This is a genomic window from Streptococcus criceti HS-6, assembly GCF_000187975.2.
In the GTDB taxonomy this organism is placed as follows: Bacteria; Bacillota; Bacilli; order Lactobacillales; family Streptococcaceae; genus Streptococcus; species Streptococcus criceti.
In genome coordinates this window covers 495,701-514,908 of record NZ_AEUV02000002.1, presented here as the reverse complement: position 1 = coordinate 514,908, position 19,208 = coordinate 495,701, and the positions used below count along the sequence as shown (strand labels likewise).

The 19,208-nt window shown below is 42.0% G+C and carries 28 protein-coding genes; 1 reads left to right on the top strand and 27 read right to left on the bottom strand.

Annotated elements, in window-relative coordinates; all coding sequences use genetic code 11:
* Positions 1-772: 772 nt before the first annotated feature.
* Both STRCR_RS02620 and pbp1b read right to left on the bottom strand, forming a co-directional pair.
* Complete coding sequence (locus STRCR_RS02620) at positions 773-1,135, bottom strand: hypothetical protein (RefSeq protein ID WP_040804368.1); 363 nt, start codon at positions 1,133-1,135, stop codon at positions 773-775.
* A 218-nt stretch (positions 1,136-1,353) separates the two neighbouring features.
* Entirely contained in the window at positions 1,354-3,594 is a 2,241-nt protein-coding gene (gene pbp1b / locus STRCR_RS02615) for a penicillin-binding protein PBP1B (protein ID WP_420805015.1), read from the bottom strand.
* 273 nt (positions 3,595-3,867) lie between these two features.
* Here pbp1b and tyrS point away from each other — a divergent pair, with 273 nt between their 5' ends.
* Positions 3,868-5,124 carry a tyrosine--tRNA ligase gene (tyrS, locus tag STRCR_RS02610; RefSeq protein ID WP_004226960.1) on the top strand — a complete coding sequence of 419 codons (1,257 nt, stop codon included), beginning with the start codon at positions 3,868-3,870 and terminating at the stop codon, positions 5,122-5,124.
* 438 nt (positions 5,125-5,562) lie between these two features.
* Here the strand turns inward: tyrS and STRCR_RS02605 are convergent, their stop codons facing one another.
* From STRCR_RS02605 to rpsC, 25 genes are all read right to left on the bottom strand, one after another.
* Positions 5,563-6,369 carry a metal ABC transporter permease gene (locus STRCR_RS02605; RefSeq protein ID WP_004227771.1) on the bottom strand — a complete coding sequence of 269 codons (807 nt, stop codon included), beginning with the start codon at positions 6,367-6,369 and terminating at the stop codon, positions 5,563-5,565.
* Entirely contained in the window at positions 6,362-7,066 is a 705-nt protein-coding gene (locus tag STRCR_RS02600) for a metal ABC transporter ATP-binding protein (protein ID WP_004227514.1), read from the bottom strand. The genes STRCR_RS02605 and STRCR_RS02600 overlap by 8 nt, the downstream gene beginning before the upstream one ends.
* Positions 7,066-7,509, bottom strand: coding sequence for a zinc-dependent MarR family transcriptional regulator (locus STRCR_RS02595; RefSeq protein WP_004226131.1), 444 nt, complete (start codon positions 7,507-7,509; stop codon positions 7,066-7,068). Before STRCR_RS02595 ends, STRCR_RS02600 begins: the two co-directional genes overlap by 1 nt.
* A gap of 501 nt (positions 7,510-8,010) precedes the next feature.
* Complete coding sequence (rplQ, locus tag STRCR_RS02590) at positions 8,011-8,397, bottom strand: 50S ribosomal protein L17 (protein WP_004227274.1); 387 nt, start codon at positions 8,395-8,397, stop codon at positions 8,011-8,013.
* A 15-nt stretch (positions 8,398-8,412) separates the two neighbouring features.
* Positions 8,413-9,351 (bottom strand): DNA-directed RNA polymerase subunit alpha, encoded by a 939-nt coding sequence (locus STRCR_RS02585; protein ID WP_004226536.1) that lies wholly within the window; start codon positions 9,349-9,351, stop codon positions 8,413-8,415.
* 51 nt (positions 9,352-9,402) lie between these two features.
* Positions 9,403-9,786 carry a 30S ribosomal protein S11 gene (gene rpsK / locus STRCR_RS02580; RefSeq protein ID WP_002959353.1) on the bottom strand — a complete coding sequence of 128 codons (384 nt, stop codon included), beginning with the start codon at positions 9,784-9,786 and terminating at the stop codon, positions 9,403-9,405.
* 25 nt (positions 9,787-9,811) lie between these two features.
* Entirely contained in the window at positions 9,812-10,177 is a 366-nt protein-coding gene (rpsM, locus tag STRCR_RS02575; RefSeq protein WP_004229861.1) for a 30S ribosomal protein S13, read from the bottom strand.
* A 17-nt stretch (positions 10,178-10,194) separates the two neighbouring features.
* Positions 10,195-10,311 (bottom strand): 50S ribosomal protein L36, encoded by a 117-nt coding sequence (gene rpmJ, locus STRCR_RS11495; protein ID WP_002959355.1) that lies wholly within the window; start codon positions 10,309-10,311, stop codon positions 10,195-10,197.
* A gap of 25 nt (positions 10,312-10,336) precedes the next feature.
* On the bottom strand, positions 10,337-10,555 hold the full coding sequence (infA, locus tag STRCR_RS02570; protein WP_001040189.1) for a translation initiation factor IF-1: 219 nt from the start codon (positions 10,553-10,555) through the stop codon (positions 10,337-10,339).
* A gap of 115 nt (positions 10,556-10,670) precedes the next feature.
* Entirely contained in the window at positions 10,671-11,309 is a 639-nt protein-coding gene (locus STRCR_RS02565) for an adenylate kinase (protein WP_004227276.1), read from the bottom strand.
* 93 nt (positions 11,310-11,402) lie between these two features.
* Positions 11,403-12,707, bottom strand: coding sequence for a preprotein translocase subunit SecY (gene secY / locus STRCR_RS02560; RefSeq protein WP_004228821.1), 1,305 nt, complete (start codon positions 12,705-12,707; stop codon positions 11,403-11,405).
* A 15-nt stretch (positions 12,708-12,722) separates the two neighbouring features.
* Positions 12,723-13,163 carry a 50S ribosomal protein L15 gene (rplO, locus tag STRCR_RS02555; protein WP_004225266.1) on the bottom strand — a complete coding sequence of 147 codons (441 nt, stop codon included), beginning with the start codon at positions 13,161-13,163 and terminating at the stop codon, positions 12,723-12,725.
* A 134-nt stretch (positions 13,164-13,297) separates the two neighbouring features.
* On the bottom strand, positions 13,298-13,480 hold the full coding sequence (gene rpmD, locus STRCR_RS02550) for a 50S ribosomal protein L30 (RefSeq protein WP_004226678.1): 183 nt from the start codon (positions 13,478-13,480) through the stop codon (positions 13,298-13,300).
* 14 nt (positions 13,481-13,494) lie between these two features.
* Positions 13,495-13,989 (bottom strand): 30S ribosomal protein S5, encoded by a 495-nt coding sequence (gene rpsE / locus STRCR_RS02545; RefSeq protein WP_004227507.1) that lies wholly within the window; start codon positions 13,987-13,989, stop codon positions 13,495-13,497.
* Between the two features lie 17 nt (positions 13,990-14,006).
* A complete protein-coding gene (rplR, locus tag STRCR_RS02540; protein WP_003001342.1) occupies positions 14,007-14,363 on the bottom strand; it encodes a 50S ribosomal protein L18 in 357 nt (118 codons plus the stop codon).
* Positions 14,364-14,463: 100 nt separating this feature from the next.
* Positions 14,464-15,000: a 50S ribosomal protein L6 gene (gene rplF, locus STRCR_RS02535; RefSeq protein WP_004226133.1), complete on the bottom strand. Its 537-nt coding sequence runs from the start codon at positions 14,998-15,000 to the stop codon at positions 14,464-14,466.
* 206 nt (positions 15,001-15,206) lie between these two features.
* The gene (rpsH, locus tag STRCR_RS02530) at positions 15,207-15,605 is read right to left on the bottom strand and encodes a 30S ribosomal protein S8 (RefSeq protein WP_004227018.1); all 399 of its coding nucleotides are present in this window, start codon (positions 15,603-15,605) and stop codon (positions 15,207-15,209) included.
* Positions 15,606-16,063: 458 nt separating this feature from the next.
* Positions 16,064-16,249, bottom strand: coding sequence for a type Z 30S ribosomal protein S14 (locus tag STRCR_RS02525; RefSeq protein WP_002959375.1), 186 nt, complete (start codon positions 16,247-16,249; stop codon positions 16,064-16,066).
* 17 nt (positions 16,250-16,266) lie between these two features.
* The gene (gene rplE, locus STRCR_RS02520) at positions 16,267-16,809 is read right to left on the bottom strand and encodes a 50S ribosomal protein L5 (RefSeq protein WP_004227682.1); all 543 of its coding nucleotides are present in this window, start codon (positions 16,807-16,809) and stop codon (positions 16,267-16,269) included.
* A 26-nt stretch (positions 16,810-16,835) separates the two neighbouring features.
* Positions 16,836-17,141 carry a 50S ribosomal protein L24 gene (rplX, locus tag STRCR_RS02515; RefSeq protein WP_004229339.1) on the bottom strand — a complete coding sequence of 102 codons (306 nt, stop codon included), beginning with the start codon at positions 17,139-17,141 and terminating at the stop codon, positions 16,836-16,838.
* A gap of 96 nt (positions 17,142-17,237) precedes the next feature.
* Positions 17,238-17,606, bottom strand: coding sequence for a 50S ribosomal protein L14 (gene rplN / locus STRCR_RS02510; RefSeq protein ID WP_002959382.1), 369 nt, complete (start codon positions 17,604-17,606; stop codon positions 17,238-17,240).
* A 24-nt stretch (positions 17,607-17,630) separates the two neighbouring features.
* A complete protein-coding gene (gene rpsQ / locus STRCR_RS02505) occupies positions 17,631-17,891 on the bottom strand; it encodes a 30S ribosomal protein S17 (RefSeq protein WP_004226848.1) in 261 nt (86 codons plus the stop codon).
* Positions 17,892-17,917: 26 nt separating this feature from the next.
* The gene (gene rpmC / locus STRCR_RS02500; protein WP_004230098.1) at positions 17,918-18,124 is read right to left on the bottom strand and encodes a 50S ribosomal protein L29; all 207 of its coding nucleotides are present in this window, start codon (positions 18,122-18,124) and stop codon (positions 17,918-17,920) included.
* Between the two features lie 9 nt (positions 18,125-18,133).
* Positions 18,134-18,547: a 50S ribosomal protein L16 gene (rplP, locus tag STRCR_RS02495; RefSeq protein ID WP_004225809.1), complete on the bottom strand. Its 414-nt coding sequence runs from the start codon at positions 18,545-18,547 to the stop codon at positions 18,134-18,136.
* A 3-nt stretch (positions 18,548-18,550) separates the two neighbouring features.
* The gene (gene rpsC, locus STRCR_RS02490) at positions 18,551-19,204 is read right to left on the bottom strand and encodes a 30S ribosomal protein S3 (protein ID WP_004226514.1); all 654 of its coding nucleotides are present in this window, start codon (positions 19,202-19,204) and stop codon (positions 18,551-18,553) included.
* Positions 19,205-19,208 lie beyond the last annotated feature (4 nt).

Here is a 19,208-nt window from a genome sequence, read left to right as displayed (position 1 = left end):
CACAAGTTTAAATTCTTAGCGTCAGCTGGAAAAAGTTTGGAAAAAAGTATTCCAGCCTTCTATTTTTACAATAATAACAGTTTGACGCAGTGGTTGGGAGAAAGACTTGTTGGCACTGCCAAGAAGTCTTTCCCCTGCACAGTTCATTAGGTGCTTTAGCACCAATGAACCACTGTTGATTGGAGGTCCTGATCTGGGACGTTGTCTTATTTCTAGGCACCCCCTTAAACAGTCCACTGGACTGTTTAACGACTCCGCAAGTGTTAGCGGCCATCCTAATCAACTGTGCGGAGGTGGGACAACGAAGTCAATTTATATAAAAAATCGACTTCTGTCCCACTCTCAAAACAGACAGTTGCCGCTGTGGTAAAAAAGACGGTTGACCCTATTTAAGTCAATCGTCGAGGGGATTTTCAAGACCCTAGGCTTGAAAATGAGCAATGGAACTCCGTTAGGAGGTCGCTTGCGTCCCTGCCACATCAGACTAACTGTCAAAAAAATGTGAATACAAGTTCTTACTTTGAGACATCTCAGAGACAGTCATTTTATTGTACACTTTTTGACAGGAATGCAACACCAACGACCTCATTATGACTGCTTTTTAGCCAAAAACAGAACTTAGTCTGAGACTAAATTCTGTTGAATTTAAGTGCTTTTCTGATACTAAACGCCTGCCCTAGAGCTCTGGAATTAGCCTAACAGTTTAGATTCTGAATCGCCTCCGCTGAAAGCGCAAGCCATTACAAAGCTGTCAATTAAAATGACTCGTTCTTTACCACTTGAAAGCTCGCAAATCCTGACGGATAGTCTCAATCTTATCAGCATCTAGACCATTTCGCTTTTGAGCAGCGTCATCCAGCTTCTGCAAATAAGCAATAAAGCTGTCCACCAGATGGTCATATTGGTAGTTACTCAAATGCTTAAGCTGCTGACCGATGAACTGAACAGCCTGGTCAAATTCTTCAGCTTCAACCAAGCGGTCCAAGTAATCATTACCGCTAACTTCTTGACCTTCTTCATTCTTCACTTGGCCCAAGTCTAACTTGATATTTTCCAGCTTGAAAACCTTATCCATTCCGGTCGATGTTCGCCTGATCTGTCTGAGTAGGTCATCATTATTAAAAACTGTTGACATAGAAAGTCACCTCCTATCCTCCAAGGCTCAACGATCATTCCTAAATCGACGAAAAATATTCTGTCTTTATTATAAATTATCCACCAAACCATGGCAAACGTTTTCTATTAGAATAACAAAGGGATCTTTTTCTCGAGGGAAAGAGCTTGTAAGTGACCAACCCTTGAGGCAAATCTTTTGAAGCCATCATTGCGCTTACCAGATGCGCATACCTACCCCTACTGACCACTAGCCGACTTCCAGGCAGCAGTCTTATCACTATCACTGCCGCCGATCATAAAGTCATAAGTAGAATCGCCAGGACCATCCTTAGCCCAGTTGCTAGTTGTAGTATCACCACTCAAATCGGTCGTTTTACCATCATGAGAAACCGAAGCAGGCTTGAGTCCAGTTGACTTGAGAACAGTCGCTTTAATAACACTGTCATCCAAGGTAAACTTTTGGCCTGGACCAAAAACAGAAGCGTCTGCCGAATTAATGGCATTGACCAGGTTGGCCATGTACTGAGCATTATTTTCATAGCCAGTATTTGAACTTAAAGGGGAGTTGTCATCATGACCAGCCCAGCCACCCAAAGTTGCTGAGGGAGTCGCTAGCATGAGCCAGACATCGCTATAATTATCAGTTGTTCCGGTCTTACCAATCCAATCCGCACCCGACATGAGGCCTGAATTAAGACCATTAAGATCATCTTTGAACTTGGTCGTCTTGCCAGAGGAAATCGGACCGCGAAGCAAGTCTGTCATAATGCTGGCAGTTGCCTTGCTGTAGACAGTTACCGGATTTTCTTGGTGCTCATAGATAAGTTTACCCTTACTATCCCTTATCGACTGAATCAAGTAGCCCTGTTGGTAAACGCCGCCGTTAGCCAATGTCTGATAAGCATTGGTCTGCTGCAGCACTGTTGTCTCAATACCACCGCCTAAAGGCAGGCTTTCAATATCGTAGTTATCAATCTGATACCCCATCTTGGTCATATAGCCCTCAACATCAACGCCCTTTTGCCGCAACATCTGATAAGTCCAATAGGCTGGAATATTCCAAGATACATCCAGAGCTTCTTGAAGCGTAACCGCTCCTGTTCCTTCATCTGTCCCGTGCATAATTTTAGTTCCGCCTGAAAAGCTGGCTGGGTAGTTGGATAGGATCGAAGCCGATCCCATCAAGCCCTGATCAATAGCAATACCATAGGCCAGAAGGGGCTTGATACTGGAACCAGGGGAACGTTTGGTATCTAAGGCATGGTTATTTTGATTAGCCCCATAATCTCGACCTCCAACAAAGCCCAGAATAGCTCCAGTCTTATTATCCATCAGGACATTGCCGACATCTACAGTCCCGCTGTTCCCAGCATCTAAGCTGCCACCTGCACTTTGGACAGCCCCTTGCATAGCCTCGTAGACCTTTTTATTGACAGTTGTTTTAATGTGATAGCCGCCGGTTTGTAGGGCTTCAGCAGCTAATTGCTTATAGTTAGCTACCGTTTTATCATTTTTCAAATCTAGGGCAGAAACATTATCCCGTTGGATAAGATAATTATACATATCTTTCTGGGCTTCATCCCAGACAGCATAGTAGAGATAATCGTGATTAACTGTGCTGGAATCCTCGCTTGCTTTAAAATCCTTACTAATATCGTAAGACTTATAGGCCCGATACTCTTTCTTAGTGAGATAGCCCGTCCGGTACATATTATACAGAACAGTCTTCTGACGAGAAAGACCATAGGTCAAATCAGCCTGAGTTTTCAGACTACCATCTGCCGCATAAGGTGAATAAACGATAGGGCTCTGGGGCAATCCGGCAATGTAGGCTGCCTGAGGAACTGTTAAATCTTTGGCAGACACGCCAAAAATACCTTGGGACGCTTCTTCGACTCCTGCAATATTTTCTCCCTTATTGTTGCGACCAAATGGCGAAACATTGAGATAAGAGGTCAGGATATCATCCTTGGTCATATAACGCTCTAAAGCCAGAGCGTAAATAATTTCCCTAGCCTTCCGCTTAAAGGTCGGATCATCACCAACGACCTGCTGCTTGATAACTTGCTGGGTTAAAGTCGAGCCCCCACTGGTAGAACCAACACCTAAAACAGAAGAGACTAAGGCCCGAAAAACGGCCTTTGGAACAACACCGTGGTGGGACTTGAAATTTTCGTCTTCCGTTGCAATAATGGCATGTTTGACATTGTCAGAAATATCTGCACTTTTGACAGGACTTCGAAAAAGATCCGTATCCACTTCAGCCAAATCTTCATCATTGGCGTAGGTGAATTTGGATACTAGGCTGACTGAACTCACTTGCTCAAGGAGGTTAGTCTTTTCCGGAACTTTAACACTGTCAATCTGACTGGCCATATAACCGACACCTACACCAGCTCCCAGCATACAGATTAGGAGAACAATAATATAGAAAAAGTCCGATACTACCTTGAGACTTCGCAAAAAGACAGCCCCCAGATCCTTACCAGAGAGCCTCTCCTCAGCTGTTACTTGCTTACCTTTAGTACCCTTGCTGAGACCGCCTTCTTTTTGTCCAATCTGCTCTGGAAGTCGCTTCTGAAACGTGCTCTTAAAAGCAGTAACAGAACGGACTAATTTTCTTCCATATTCCTTTATCTTATTAAACATAGCCTAACCTCGAGGCTATTATATCAAAATCAAAGTCAACTTGCATGGCAGTCTGTAATTCTGATATAATGGCTATACTATTATCTTTATTGGAGAGAAACTATGACAATTTTTGATGAACTTAAAGAACGTGGGTTGGTTTTCCAAACAACCGACGAAGAGGCCCTACGAAAAGCTTTTGAAGAAGAAACTATTTCCTTCTACACTGGCTATGATCCAACGGCTGACAGCCTGCATCTGGGCCATTTGGTTGCCATCCTGACCTCTCGCCGTCTGCAGCAGGCTGGTCATAAGCCTTATGCCTTAGTGGGTGGAGCAACCGGATTGATTGGCGATCCATCCTTCAAGGATGCCGAACGCAGCCTCCAAACCAAAGAAACCGTTGAGGGTTGGGTCGGCAAGATTCAAGGCCAGCTTTCTCGCTTCCTCGACTTTGACAATGGTGACAATAAAGCTATCATGGTCAACAACTACGACTGGTTCGGATCTATCAGCTTTATCGATTTTCTGCGTGATGTTGGTAAATACTTCACTGTCAACTATATGATGAGTAAGGAATCTGTTAAAAAGCGGATTGAAACCGGAATTTCCTATACGGAGTTCGCCTACCAAATTATGCAAGGCTACGACTTCTACGAGCTCAATCAAAAATATAATGTCACCCTGCAAATAGGCGGTTCCGACCAATGGGGTAACATGACAGCCGGAACAGATCTCCTGCGTCGTAAGGCAGACAAGACTGCTCACGTTATAACGGTTCCTTTGATTACGGATGCAACTGGTAAGAAATTCGGTAAATCAGAAGGCAATGCTGTCTGGTTGGATGCAGATAAAACTTCTCCATACGAAATGTACCAATTTTGGCTCAATGTCATGGATGAGGATGCCGTTCGTTTCCTTAAGATTTTCACCTTCCTATCTCTGGATGAAATCGCCGAAGTCGAAGAAAAATTCAATGCAGCCCGCCACGAACGTCTTGCCCAAAAGATTTTGGCCAAGGAAGTTGTAACTTTGGTCCACGGAGAAGAAGCTTACCAAGAAGCTTTAAAAATCACCGAGCAGCTCTTCGCCGGAAACATCAAGAGCTTGTCTGCTGCAGAACTTAAGCAAGGGCTCAGCGGCGTTCCTACCTATGCTGTTCAGGCAGACGATGACTTCAATATCGTTGAAATGTTGGTCAAGAGTGGCATCTCTTCATCTAAGCGACAAGCCCGCGAAGATGTTCAAAACGGAGCTATCTACCTCAATGGTGAGCGCCTCCAAGATTTGAATTACAAGCTCTCTGATAGCGATAAAATCGATAATGAATTGACCGTTATCCGCCGCGGTAAGAAAAAATATTTTGTTTTGACTTACTAAACTTGAAATGATAACTGAAAAGAGGCTGAGACAAAAGTTCTCAGCCTTATTTATTGTGGCTTCCAGCCAGTTTTTCTCTCTGGGAGAAACAAGAAAACCATCAGCTAAGCTGGTGGCTGATAAGGCTTCTATTTATTTGGTCAATTTTATTTGCTAGGCGCAGTGGTTGGGAGAACTCTGCCAAAAAGTCTTTCCCCTGCACAGTTCATTAGGTGCTTTAGCACCAATGAACCACTGCTGGTTGGATATCCTTATCTTGGGGTACAGTCTCATTTTCAGGCACCTCCCTGAAACAGCCCAATGGACTGTTTCATTACCGTACAAGCGATAGCGGCTATCCTAACCAACTGTGCGGGAGTGGGACGACGAAGTCTATTTATATAAAAAATTGACTTCTGTCCCACTCCCTTTTTTCTGTCAAATAATTAAAATCAGTCACTAATCTTTAATCAAGCGATCTAGAAGACTGACAATTAAAAACATCGCAATAAAAATAATTGTAATGGTAGCACTAGCTGGTGTCTCCCAGTAATAGGAGAGCACAATGCCTAACAGCATACCAACAAAACCAATACCGATGGCTGTTAGAATAACCCCTTTAAAGCTATCAGCCAGACGCATGGCAATCCCTGCGGGCAATACCATAATGGTTGAAACCAAAAGGGCACCTGCCGCCGGAATCATAAGAGCAATGGCAATTCCAGTAACAATATTAAAAGCTACTGACATCAAGCGGACAGGCAAACCATCAACGAAGGCCGTATCCTCATCGAAGGTCAGAATATACATAGGGCGGATAAAAAAGAGAGTCAGGAGCAAAACAATCACAGCGATGATAAAGAGTGCTAGGACTTGCTCCTGACTGATGGTAATAATCGAACCAAAAAGATATTGATCCAAGCTAATATTAGAGCTACTGGTCTTACTAACCACTATCAGAGAAATAGCCAAACCAAGAGACATTAAAATGGCCGTCGAAATTTCAATATAATTGCGGTAAACTCTCTGCAAGTATTCGAGAACAAGAGCAGCAATGATAACAACTAAAACCGTTGACCAAGTAGTATTCCACCCCAAGAGAATCCCAAAGGCCACTCCAGCCAAAGAAACATGACTCAAAGTATCACTCATCAGACTCTGCCGGCGGAGAATGAGGAATAAACCTAAAATCGGCGAAAAAATACTGATAGCAATAACTGCCAAAAGAGCCCGCTGCATAAATTCATACTGTAAAATCTCAAGCAATTTCAGACCCCTCCTTGCTATCATGAATATTGAAACAACGCCAAGGCAGATCCTGATTTCTCACTAGATGAATATTTCGGTCTGCATACCCCTTAACCTCTTCTGGGTCATGGGTAATCATCAGAACAGACTTTCCATGCCTATGAGCACTGTGATGCATCAATTCGTAAAAGGTCTGAGTAGTACCAGCGTCCATCCCCGTAGTCGGTTCATCAAGGACAAAAATATCAGGATCAGAGGCAAACATACGGGCAATAACTGCCCGCTGTTTTTGACCCCCACTTAAATCACCAATTTTCTTGTGTCGATTTTCCCACATCCCTACCGATTCCAAACTAACTTTAACATGTTCTTCATCGTGCTTGGTCAGTCGCCTAAACCAGCCATTACGAGGGTAGCGGCCCGACTTAACAAATTCATAGACCGTTGAGGGAAAACCCGCATTAAAACTGGCAATTTGCTGAGGCAAATAAGCTAAGCGCAGCTTCTTGCCGTCCTGATTAAACTCAGATATCTTGACCTGACCATGCTTTGGCTTGAGAATTCCCAAAGTTGCCTTGATTAGAGTGGATTTAGCTGCACCATTTTCCCCAGTCAAGGTCACAAACTCACCACTATCAAGGTAGTAATTAATCCCTTCGAGAACTGGGTCTGTATCATATTGAAAGGACAAATTTTCGACAGTAATATAGCGCATTAGTAATTAAACTCCTCCTCCAATTTGCTGATAAAGCTAGCAATAGTCTTTTGTTCATCCTCTGAAAAGCTATCTAAAATTTCATCATAGACAGACAAGGTTGATTGGTGGTGTTGATCATGTTCCTGAGCTGCTAGCTTAGCAGCATCCGTCAAGGAATAATAGGTAATCCGTGCATCAGAATCATCCTTAAGTGTTTCTAAGAGATTCTGTTTAATCATGGCTTTAACCGCCTTCGTAATAGCAGCTTGACTAATCCGCAAACGTTTCGCCAGATCAGAATTTGTCAGGCGTTCATGGGATAGGAGCATCAGAATATGTTCCTGCGTATTCGTCAATTCTAAATCAGATTGGCAGCGCCCCAACAATAATTCATTTTGGTGTTCAGCTAGTAACAAAATTTTATTAAAAAAACTGTCCAGCTGTCTCGCTAATTCAGACATAAGAAACTCCTTAACTAGTTAACAATTAACATCATAACATTTAAAAAATCTCTGGTCAAGGTCAGAACCCTAAAACCTATCACAAAAACTCCCAGCCTAACATCCAATCTACCGGAATCAATCTGAGACAAAGTCTGCTGATTTCATGCGATTTCCTAAAATGAAATGCCACTTTCAATACACCTAGAGTCACTCTGAGAGTTTAGCCAAGTTAATCCACGATTCCAATAAAAGGAATGATCCCCACCCAGCGATGGAATCGCGAGTCGCATCTCCTAATAGCATCCGGTTAGGCAAAGCTTTACTATACAAAAACGCCTGCTTACGAAATCACTCTAAACCTTTAGAAGAATTTCGTAAACAAGCGTTACGCTTTGTTCCTACAAAAATATGATGAGTGTTCCCGCTGAAGGAATGAGCCCTCCAGCGGTAGACCAGAGCTAGACTAAGATATCAGCAAATGGATATCCATCATCATAACACTCAACAAAATTGATGATCTTATACAAGTTCAATAATTGCCATTGGTGCAGCATCGCCACGGCGTGGTTCAGTCTTCAAAATACGAGTGTATCCACCATTGCGTTCTGCATAACGTGGAGCAATTTCACCAAAAAGTTTTTGAAGAGCAGTTGTTGAAGTGTATTCATCATTTGCTTCATCATAACTTTCAGATGCAATTTCGTTACGTACGAAAGCTGCTGCTTGACGACGGGCATGCAAATCACCACGTTTACCAAGAGTAATCATTTTTTCGACTGCTTTGCGAAGTTCTTTTGCACGAGCTTCAGTAGTCACAATTGATTCATTGATCAAAAGGTCTGTAGTCAAATCTCGCAGCATTGCTTTACGTTGTGAGCTAGTGCGTCCTAGTTTACGGTAAGCCATTTTATCCTCCTATATTTATTTATCATTTTTTAGCCCAAGACCAAGTTCTGCCAATTTGACCTTGACTTCTTCAAGACTCTTACGTCCCAAGTTACGAACTTTCATCATTTCAGGCTCTGTTTTTTCCGTGAGATCAAATACAGTATTGATTCCTGCACGCTTCAAACAGTTGTATGAACGGACAGATAAGTCAATTTCTTCGATAGTACGGTCCAGCACTTGGTCATTTGAAACACTTTCAGTTTCCTTCATAACCTCAGTTGTCTTCGCAATCTCAGTCAAATCGGTAAAGAGATTCAAGTGTTCAATCAAGACACGTGCTGAAAGGCCGAGAGCATCTTCAGGAATAATTGTCCCGTTCGTCATAATTTCAATGGTTAATTTATCAAAGCCATCATTGCTACCAACGCGAGCTGGTTCAACTTGATAATTAACCTTTTTGACAGGTGTGTAGATTGAATCTACTGCCAAAGTTCCGACAGGTGCACTATCACTCTTATTGCCTTCTGCTGGGACATAACCACGATTCTTAGCAACGGTCATTGTTGCTTTTAGGGAATGGCCTTCAGCAATAGTGAAAAGATAGTGGTCGGGATTTATAATTTCGATGTCACTATCAGTCAAGACATCTCCAGCAGTGACTTCTGCCGGTCCTTGAACATCCAGTTCGATTGTTTTTTCGTCTTCGACGTAAGATTTTACAGCAAGTCCTTTTACATTAAGGATAATCTGCATCACATCTTCACGAACTCCAGGAATTGTATCAAACTCGTGAAGTACTCCATCAATCTTAATTGACGTTACCGCTGCACCTGGAAGTGAAGACAGAAGTACGCGACGAAGAGAGTTGCCTAGAGTTGTTCCGTAGCCACGTTCAAGTGGTTCGATAACAAACCTGCCATAATCTTTATTTTCATCAATTTTTGTTATTGTTGGTTTTTCAAACTCAATCATTTAAATGCTCCCTCGAAACGATGTAGTGTACAGTTAGTAAATTAGTTACGATTATACACGACGACGTTTTGGAGGACGAGCACCGTTGTGTGGCACAGGAGTCACATCACGAATTGCAGTGACTTCAAGACCTGCAGCTGCAAGAGCACGAATAGCTGATTCACGACCAGAACCTGGACCTTTAACAGTAACTTCAACTGTCTTCAAGCCATGATCTTGGGCAGATTTTGCAGCAGCTTCAGCAGCCATTTGTGCAGCGAAAGGTGTAGATTTACGAGAACCTTTAAAGCCAAGTGCACCCGCTGATGACCACGCCAAAGCGTTACCATGCACATCTGTAATCATAACAATAGTGTTGTTAAATGTAGCGTGAATATGAGCAACACCAGATTCGATGTTTTTTTTCACACGACGTTTACGTGTTGGTTTAGCCAAGATTTTACCTCCTTATTTTGATTACTTATTTTTTCTTGCCAGCAATCGCAACGGCTTTACCTTTACGAGTACGAGCATTATTTTTTGTGTTTTGGCCACGGACAGGAAGTCCGCGACGATGACGAATTCCTCGATAAGAACCGATTTCCATCAAACGTTTGATGTTCATGTTTACTTCACGACGAAGATCACCTTCAACTTTGATGCTATCAACTTCACGACGGATAGCGTCTTCTTGGTCAGTCGTTAAATCTTTAACACGGATATCTTCTGAGACACCTGCTGCGGCCAAGATTTTTTGTGATGTTGTCAATCCGATTCCGTAGATATAAGTTAACGAAATCACTACGCGCTTATCGTTTGGAATATCAACTCCAGCAATACGAGCCATGTTTTCTCCTTTCTATATTATCCTTGACGTTGTTTGTGTTTTGGATTTGATGGACAAATAACCATAACACGACCGTTACGGCGAATAACCTTACAATATTCGCAGATTGGCTTAACCGATGGTCTTACCTTCATATCTTAATCCCTCCAATTCATTCGATTATTTAAAGCGGTATGTGATGCGTCCACGCGTTAAGTCGTATGGGCTCATTTCAACAGTGACACGGTCTCCGACCAAAATACGGATGTAGTTCTTGCGGATTTTCCCTGAAACTGTCGCCAAAATTTGGTGACCATTTTCAAGCTCAACTGTAAACATAGCATTTGGCATCGTTTCTACAACTTTGCCTTCAATTTCAATCACATCTTCTTTTGCCACGCAAAAGTACCCCCTAAATTTCGATTCGATTCCCTTGAGCGCAAGGGTAACAATTATAAGTCAGACTATCTTATGATATCACAAGTAAATCACTTGCGCAAGTAAGATAGCCAAATTATTTCAAGCCTGAAATTGTTTGGCTGACGTCCTTGAAGACATTATCAATTTCTTGATCTCCTTGAATGTCATGAACAAGATTTTGTTGGCGATAGTAGGCAATAATGGGCTGACCTTGAGCAATATTCACTTCCAAACGACGTTTAACTGCTTCAGGCTTATCATCCTCACGTTGGTAGTAATCTTCTTCCTTGTAATCTGCAGGTGGATTGAAAACCTTATGATAGGTTTCGCCCGTTTTACGATTAATGATTCGGCCGCTCAAACGTTCAACCAACTTGCTTGATTCAATTTCGATATTGATAACAGCATCTAACTTAAGATCCAATTCTTTCAAAATCGTATCCAAAACTTGGGCTTGTTCAAGTGTTCGTGGATAGCCATCAAGCAAGAACCCCTTTTCCTTAACATCAGCTTGACCCAAGCGTTCCTTGACAATACCGTTAGTAACCTCATCCGGCACTAAGTCCCCCTTATCCATGTAGGACTTGGCCAAGAGACCGAGCTCTGTTTGGTTAGCAATAGCGGCCCGGAACATGTCGCCTGTTGAGATATGAGCAATACCAAATTTTTCCACAATTTTCGCTGCCTGAGTACCCTTCCCGGCACCTGGCAAGCCCATAATTAAAAGATTCATAATTGTCTCCTTATTTTGTTTTTAAATAAGCCTGCTAGCTTAGCAAGCTTATTAAAAGACAAAATAGAAAGGCTGACTAAGTCAACCCCTATTCTATTCTGCATTCATAAATCCAACATATTTTTTCTTCAGAAGATAACCTTCCAATTGTTTCATTCCTTCAATACCAGTTGAAATCAAGATGAGCAAACTTGTACCCCCTAGAGCAACGGTTGAAGATAAGTTAAACATTTGTTGGGCGATAATTGGAATCAAAGCAATAAAAGCCAAGAAAAGAGAGCCAATAGTAGCTAACTTCTTCAAAAGCGATGATAGATACTGCTCCGTTTCCCGTCCCGGACGGACACTTGGAATATAAGCCGCATTCTTTTGCAAATTCTCAGCTGTCTTCTCTGGATTAACTTGTACAAAGGTGTAGAAGAAAGAGAAAAGAGCAATCAGAACAGCGTAGATAGCCATCCCTGTAGGGGATTGGTAAGAAAAGAGCTCTTGCAAGTTGTCCAACCAAGGAAGGTTGATATTGGTACTTTGAAGGAAGGTAATAATCGAACTTGGTGCTGCCGTGATCGAACTTGCGAAGATAACAGGGATAACACCAGCAGGATTAACCTTTAGCGGCAGATAGGAGCTTGTTGGAGCCCCCTGTACCAGCTTGGTATATTGAATTGGAATTTGATATTCAGCTTGTTGAACGAACGTTGTAAAGAAAACAATAATCAGGACTGCAAAAATCAAAAGTCCGACATAAATGAAAGAATTTGTCATTTGCCCTGATTCAATATTTACAAAATATTCGTTATAGATAGATTTAATAGCACTAGGAATTTGAGCGATGATACCAGCAAAGATAATCATCGACACCCCATTACCAAAACCTTTATCAGTGATTTGATCCCCCAGCCAGGTGACAATTACGGTACCCGTGGTTAAAATCAAACCTACCATGGCAAAGGTCCTAGGATTTGGATTAGCTAAAAGCTTTGAACTAGCAAGAATATTAAAACCTGCTGTAATCGAAACCGATTGGATAAAAGCCAAAACCAAGGAAATATAACGCGTTGCTTGATTGAGCTTACGCCGACCAACTTCTCCCTGCTTACTCCATTCCACAAAGCGCGGATAAATGTCCATCTGCAAAAGCTGAACAACGATGGAAGCTGTAATGTACGGGCTAACCCCCAATGCGAAGATTGAGAAAGACCCCATAGCACTACCGCTAATCAGGTTGAGCATATTCAGGAAAGGTAAATCCTTCATATTCTCAAGACTTGTCGCATTGACTCCTGGAACCGTGATGTAAGCACCAATTCGGAAGACCAAGATCATGAAAATTGTAAAGAAAATTTTTCTTCTTACATTTTTCAGCCTCAATGCTTCAAATAATAATTTAAAGAACATAATGAGTACTCCTCATTAGATGACTTCGATTGAACCACCTTTAGCGGTAATAGCTGCTTCGGCAGATTTTGAGAATTTAGCTGCTTTAACAGTTAATTTCTTGGTCAGTTCACCATTACCTAGAATCTTAACGCCTGATTTTTCAGCACGGACAATTCCAGCTTCTTTCAAAACAACTGGTGTTACTTCTGTACCATCTTCAAAGACGTTCAATTGATCAAGGTTCACCAAAGCATATTCTTTCGCATTGATGTTCGTAAAACCACGTTTTGGCATACGGCGGAACAAAGGTGTTTGTCCACCTTCAAATCCCAAACGAACCTTGCCACCACTACGTGCTTTTTGACCTTTTTGACCACGTCCTGCAGTCTTACCATTTCCTGATGAAGTCCCACGACCGACACGGTTGCGAACCTTACGGGAACCTTGAGCTGGTTTCAATTCATGAAGTTTCATGTCTAATTTTCTCCTTTTTTTGTAAAATGCTAGCGCCCTTGAGGAGGGAAAAGGACTCTCCCCAAAAACTCGCCTATACATTATCTCTTAATTTAGTATAAGTCGCAAAGAAAAACCTTGCGACTTACCGTCTTTTATTTTACATCTTCAACAGTTACCAAATGGGAAACTGCTTTGATCATACCGCGGACAGCAGAGTTATCTTCTCGTACAACTGAGCTGTTCAATTTGCCAAGTCCAAGAGCAACAACTGTCTTGCGTTGTTCTGGCTTACGACCGATTGGAGACTTAGACAAAGTAATCTTAATTTTAGCCATGTTTATCCCCTTTCTTATCCTAAGTCAGAAACTGAAATACCACGAAGAGCAGCGACTTCATCGGCACGTTTCAATTGCTTCAAACCTTCAACAGTTGCACGAACAATGTTGATTGGAGTGTTCGAACCAAGTGACTTAGAAGTCACATCCGAAACACCGGCCAATTCCACAACGGCGCGGACAGCACCGCCAGCGGCAACACCTGCCCCTTCAACAGCTGGTTTCAGCAAGACACGAGCGCCAGCGAAGTTTGAATAAACTTCGTGGGGAATTGTTGTACCAACCATAGGAACATTGATCAAGTTCTTCTTAGCATTGTCTACTGCTTTGCGAATAGCTTCTGGAACTTCTTTAGATTTACCAGTACCAAAGCCAACACGTCCATTGCGATCACCAACCACTACAAGAGCGGCAAACCGCAAGTTACGTCCACCCTTTACAGTTTTAGAAACCCGGTTGATGGCAACGACGCGTTCTTCGAATTCATTTGCATTGTCTTTAAATGCCATGTTTAGTGTCCTCCCTATTAGAATTTCAATCCGTTTTCACGAGCTGAGTCAGCCAAAGCTTTCACACGTCCGTGATAGAGATATCCACCGCGGTCAAACACCACTTCAGAAATACCTTTAGCTACTGCGCGTTCAGCAACAAGTTTACCGACAACAACGGCTTGTTCTGTCTTAGTTCCCTTAGAAACTTCTTTATCAAGAGTTGAAGCACTTGCGAGCGTTACACCCGCTACGTCATCAATCACTTGAGCGTAGATGCCTGTATTAGAACGGAAGACGTTCAAACGTGGGCGATCAGCAGTTCCAGAGAGTTTTCCGCGAACGCGACGATGGCGCTTTTGGCGGATTTTGTTTTTATCTGGTTTCGAAATCACAATTTTCACCTCTTAAATTTCTATGATGAGTTAGTTTTAGCCAACTCTCCTCAATTTAGAGAATGACAGATAACAGAGAATCTGCACCTGACACCATCTATTATTTACCTGTTTTACCTTCTTTACGACGAACATATTCACCAACGTAACGAATACCTTTGCCTTTATAAGGTTCTGGCGAACGAAGCCCACGAATATAAGCCGCTGTTTGACCAACTACTTCTTTGTTGATTCCCTTAACAACGATTTGAGTTGGACTAGGCAATTCAAACGTTACATCCTTAGGAGCTTCAACTTCATCTTGGTGCGATTTACCAACAGAAAGCACAAGCTTAGAACCTTGTAGTTGGGCACGATAACCGACTCCACGCATTTCAAGTTCCTTTTGGAACCCTTCTGAAACACCGACAACCATATTATTAAGGTTAGCACGAGTTGTTCCGTGGATGGTCTTCATTTCTTTAGAATCATTAGGACGGTGAAGTGTTACTTCATTACCTTCAACTTTAATTTCAATATTATGGTCAAACTCACGAACGAGTTCACCTTTAGGTCCTTTTACAGTTACAACGTGGTCCTTATTAGTGATTTCAACACCAGCAGGCAACACAATAACTTTATTACCAATACGTGACATAGTTTTTGTTTTCTCCTGTTAAATTATCAGGCCGCCTTGTCAGGCGACTAGTTTTCACGGGGTGCTCATGATACAAAGGGCGTCAAAAACCAAAGTGAAAATAAGAAACTTGACGCAGAAACTCAGGTTTCTAGGAAAGTTTATCTTTTTCACACAGGTTTTAGCCCGTGTTCAAATGAGCAAGTTTGTTGGCACCTCTTACGAGATTACCAAACGTAGGCAATCACTTCTCCACCAACATTCTTTTGGCGAGCTTCTTTATCGGTCAAAAGACCTTCAGAAGTAGAGATGATTGCAATTCCAAGGCCATTAAGGACCTTTGGAAGTTCTTCACGTTTCGCGTAAACACGAAGACCCGGTTTTGAAATACGTTTCAAGTTTGTGATAACACGTTGACCGTCTTGTCCATATTTCAAGAAGACACGAACGATTCCTTGCTTGTCATCCTCAATAACTTCAACATTTTTTACAAAACCTTCACGTTTAAGAATTTCAGCAATTCCTTTTTTAATGTTTGATGCAGGAACTTCAAGTACTTCGTGACGAGCTTGGTTAGCGTTACGAATACGTGTTAAAAAGTCTGCAATTGGGTCAGTCATAACCATTTTAATTTTTCTCCTTACTAGTAGTTTGAAAACTCACTTGCTAGTTAAAATATGATACAAAGGGTGCTAAAAGCTATCATGAAATAGGAAACTTGGTGTAGAAGCCTCATTTTCTAGAAAACTCTACCTTTTCCCACAGACCTTCACCTAGATTCACATCAGTCAACTTTGCATCACACTGTTTGAACTCGTGCTAAGCTCTTTGTGAAAAAGACAGATTTTCCTAGGCGCAAGTCGCCTGTGTCAAATCTCCTATTCTCACTGTGAGCTTTTACCGCACTCATATCATGTTATTTGAGTTCGAGCTACTACCTGTGCAAAAAAGAGACGCATCTGTTCTAGCTTTAGCTAGATTACAGATGTGGCCACCTTTAGGTGTAAAATTTCCTAGAGTCTTTAGACTCTTCGTCAATTTTCCTATTTTTGCTTTGATAGCTTAACGCTCTCACATCATATTTTTACCAAGATGCTTTTGTTACGCCGGGGATTTGACCTTTGTAAGCCAATTCACGGAAGCAAACACGGCAAAGTTTAAACTTGCGGTAAACTGAATGTGGACGGCCACAACGTTCGCAACGAGTATAAGCTTGCGTAGAGAACTTCGCTTTGCGGTGGTTCTTAGCAATCATAGATTTTTTAGCCATTATATTTACCTCCTATTTTATTTTGCAAAAGGCATACCAAGGCCTGTGAGCAATTCGCGTGACTCTTCATCGGTATTAGCTGTTGTAACAATAACAACATCCAGACCACGGACCTTATCAACATCATCAAAGTTGATTTCTGGGAAAATCAATTGCTCTTTAATACCAAGTGTGTAATTTCCGCGTCCATCAAAAGATTTTGTTGGAACCCCATGGAAGTCACGGACACGTGGAAGTGAAACAGTTACCAATTTATCCAAAAATTCATACATGCGTTCACCACGAAGAGTAACCTTAGCACCGATTGCTACCCCTTCACGAAGGCGGAAACCGGCGATTGATTTTTTAGCTTTGGTAATCAATGGTTTTTGACCTGAGATAAGAGCCAATTCAGCAGCAGCTTTTTCTAGGTTCTTTGCATTGTTTACAGCATCACCAACACCCATGTTGAGAACAATTTTCTCAACTTTTGGAACGGCCATGACTGATGAGTAGTTAAATTTTTCTGTCAAAGCAGGAACTACTTCATTAGTGTATTTTTCTTTAAGACGATTAGCCATTATATACTTTCTCCTTTCCTTCGTGATTAATCAAGCACTTCGCCTGATTTTTTGTTGTAACGAACTTTCTTGCCGTCAACAACCTTGTAACCAACACGCCCAGCAACGCCATTTTTATCTAAAACTTGAACGTTTGAAGCGTGGATTGGTGCTTCAACTTCAACGATAGCCCCTTGAGGGTTTTCGTTGTTTGGCTTTTGGTGTTTCTTTACAATAGCAACACCTTCAACCACAACCTTATTTACTTTTGGAAGCGCCTTGAGAACTACAGCTTCAGTGCCTTTGTCCTTACCAGCAATAACGCGAACCTTGTCGCCTTTTTTTACAAACATTGAGTATTTCTCCTATTATTTCTTACGCCCTCTACACTAGGGCACCCTAGATAACTAACTAGGGGACTAAGTTTGTTTTTCTATTGAGGCAGGAAATTAAAGAACTTCCGGTGCCAAAGATACGATACGCATATAGCCGTTTTCACGCAATTCGCGTGCAACCGGACCGAAAATACGTGTTCCGCGAGGAGTTTTATCATCACGGATCAAAACTGCTGCATTTTCATCGAATTTGATATAAGAACCATCAGCACGACGAGCACCAGATTTTGTACGAACGATAACAGCTTTAACAACGTCACCTTTTTTTACAGCCGCACCTGGTGTAGCTTGTTTTACAGAGGCAACGATAACGTCACCGATGTTAGCGAATTTACGCCCCGAACCACCAAGAACTTTGATAGTCAAGATTTCACGAGCACCGCTATTATCAGCAACTTTCAAGCGACTTTCTTGTTGAATCATGTCAAATGTCTCCTTTTAGTTTGATTAGATAATAACAGCTTCTTCCACCACTTCTACAAGACGGAAATGCTTTGTAGCTGACAGTGGGCGAGTTTCCATGATGCGGACGATATCGCCTTCTTTAGCAGTATTGTTTTCATCATGTGCTTTGTATTTTTTAGAATAGTTGATACGTTTACCATAGACTGGGTGGTTACGTTTTGTTTCAACTACAACAGTGATTGTTTTGTCCATCTTGTCTGAGACGACACGTCCAACAAGGGTTCTGCGTTGATTACGTTCCATTATTAGAATACTCCTTTCCCAATCTATTATTTGTTTTCTGCTTGCACCGTTTTCACACGTGCAATTTGCTTTTTGACTTCGTTCAAGCGAGCAGTTTGATCAAGTTGACCTGCAGCTGCTTGGAAACGAAGATCAAAAAGTTCTTTTTTAAGTTCGCTTTCTTTTTGAGCAAGTTCTTCTTGAGACAAGCCACGAAGCTCAGCAACAAACTCTTTGATTTCTTTAAGTTTCATGTCTTCTCCTTATTCTGCTTCGCGTTTTACGAATTTAGTCTTAACCGGTAATTTGTGGCTGGCCAAACGAAGAGCTTCACGAGCCACTTCTTCTGAAACATCAGCAATTTCAAACATGACTTTACCACGTTTAACTGGTGCAACCCAACCTTCAGGCGCCCCTTTACCAGATCCCATACGTACCCCGATAGCTTTTGCGGTGTATGATTTGTGAGGGAAGATTTTAATCCAAACCTTACCGCCACGTTTCATGTAACGCGTCATTGCGATACGGGCAGCTTCGATTTGGCGGTTGGTAATCCAGTGGCTAGTTGTTGCTTGCAAGCCATATTGGCCGAAAGCTACTTTCTTACCACCCTTAGCTTCACCACGCATTTTTCCACGGAATTCACGACGGTGTTTAACACGTTTAGGTACTAACATTTGTTATTTGCCTCCTTTAGTGTTTTTTCGAGCTGGAAGCACTTCACCACGATAGATCCAAACTTTAACACCAAGTTTTCCGTAAGTAGTGTCTGCTTCTTCCCAAGCATAGTCGATATCTGCGCGCAGCGTATGAAGCGGAACGGTACCTTCTGAGTATCCTTCTGCACGGGCGATATCTGCACCGTTCAAACGACCAGATACTTGAGTTTTAATCCCTTTTGCTCCAGCACGCATGGTGCGTTGAATAGCTTGTTTTTGTGCACGACGGAAAGCAACACGTTGCTCCAATTGACGAGCAATGTTTTCACCAACTAGGTGTGCGTCCAAATCTGGTGTTTTAATTTCGACAATATTGATGTGCACTTGTTTTCCAGTCAATTTGTTCAATTTAGCACGAAGAGCATCAACGTTAGCGCCACCTTTACCGATAACCATACCTGGCTTTGCAGTATGAAGTGAAACGATAACTTTATTCACTGCACGTTCAATTTCAATTGTTGAAACTGAAGCATCAGCCAATTCTTTCTTGATGAATTTGCGGATTGCCAAATCTTCATGAAGGTAATCTGCGTATTCTTTTTCAGCATACCATTTCGCATCCCAATCACGGATGATTCCGACGCGCATACCATTTGGATGTACTTTTTGACCCACGATT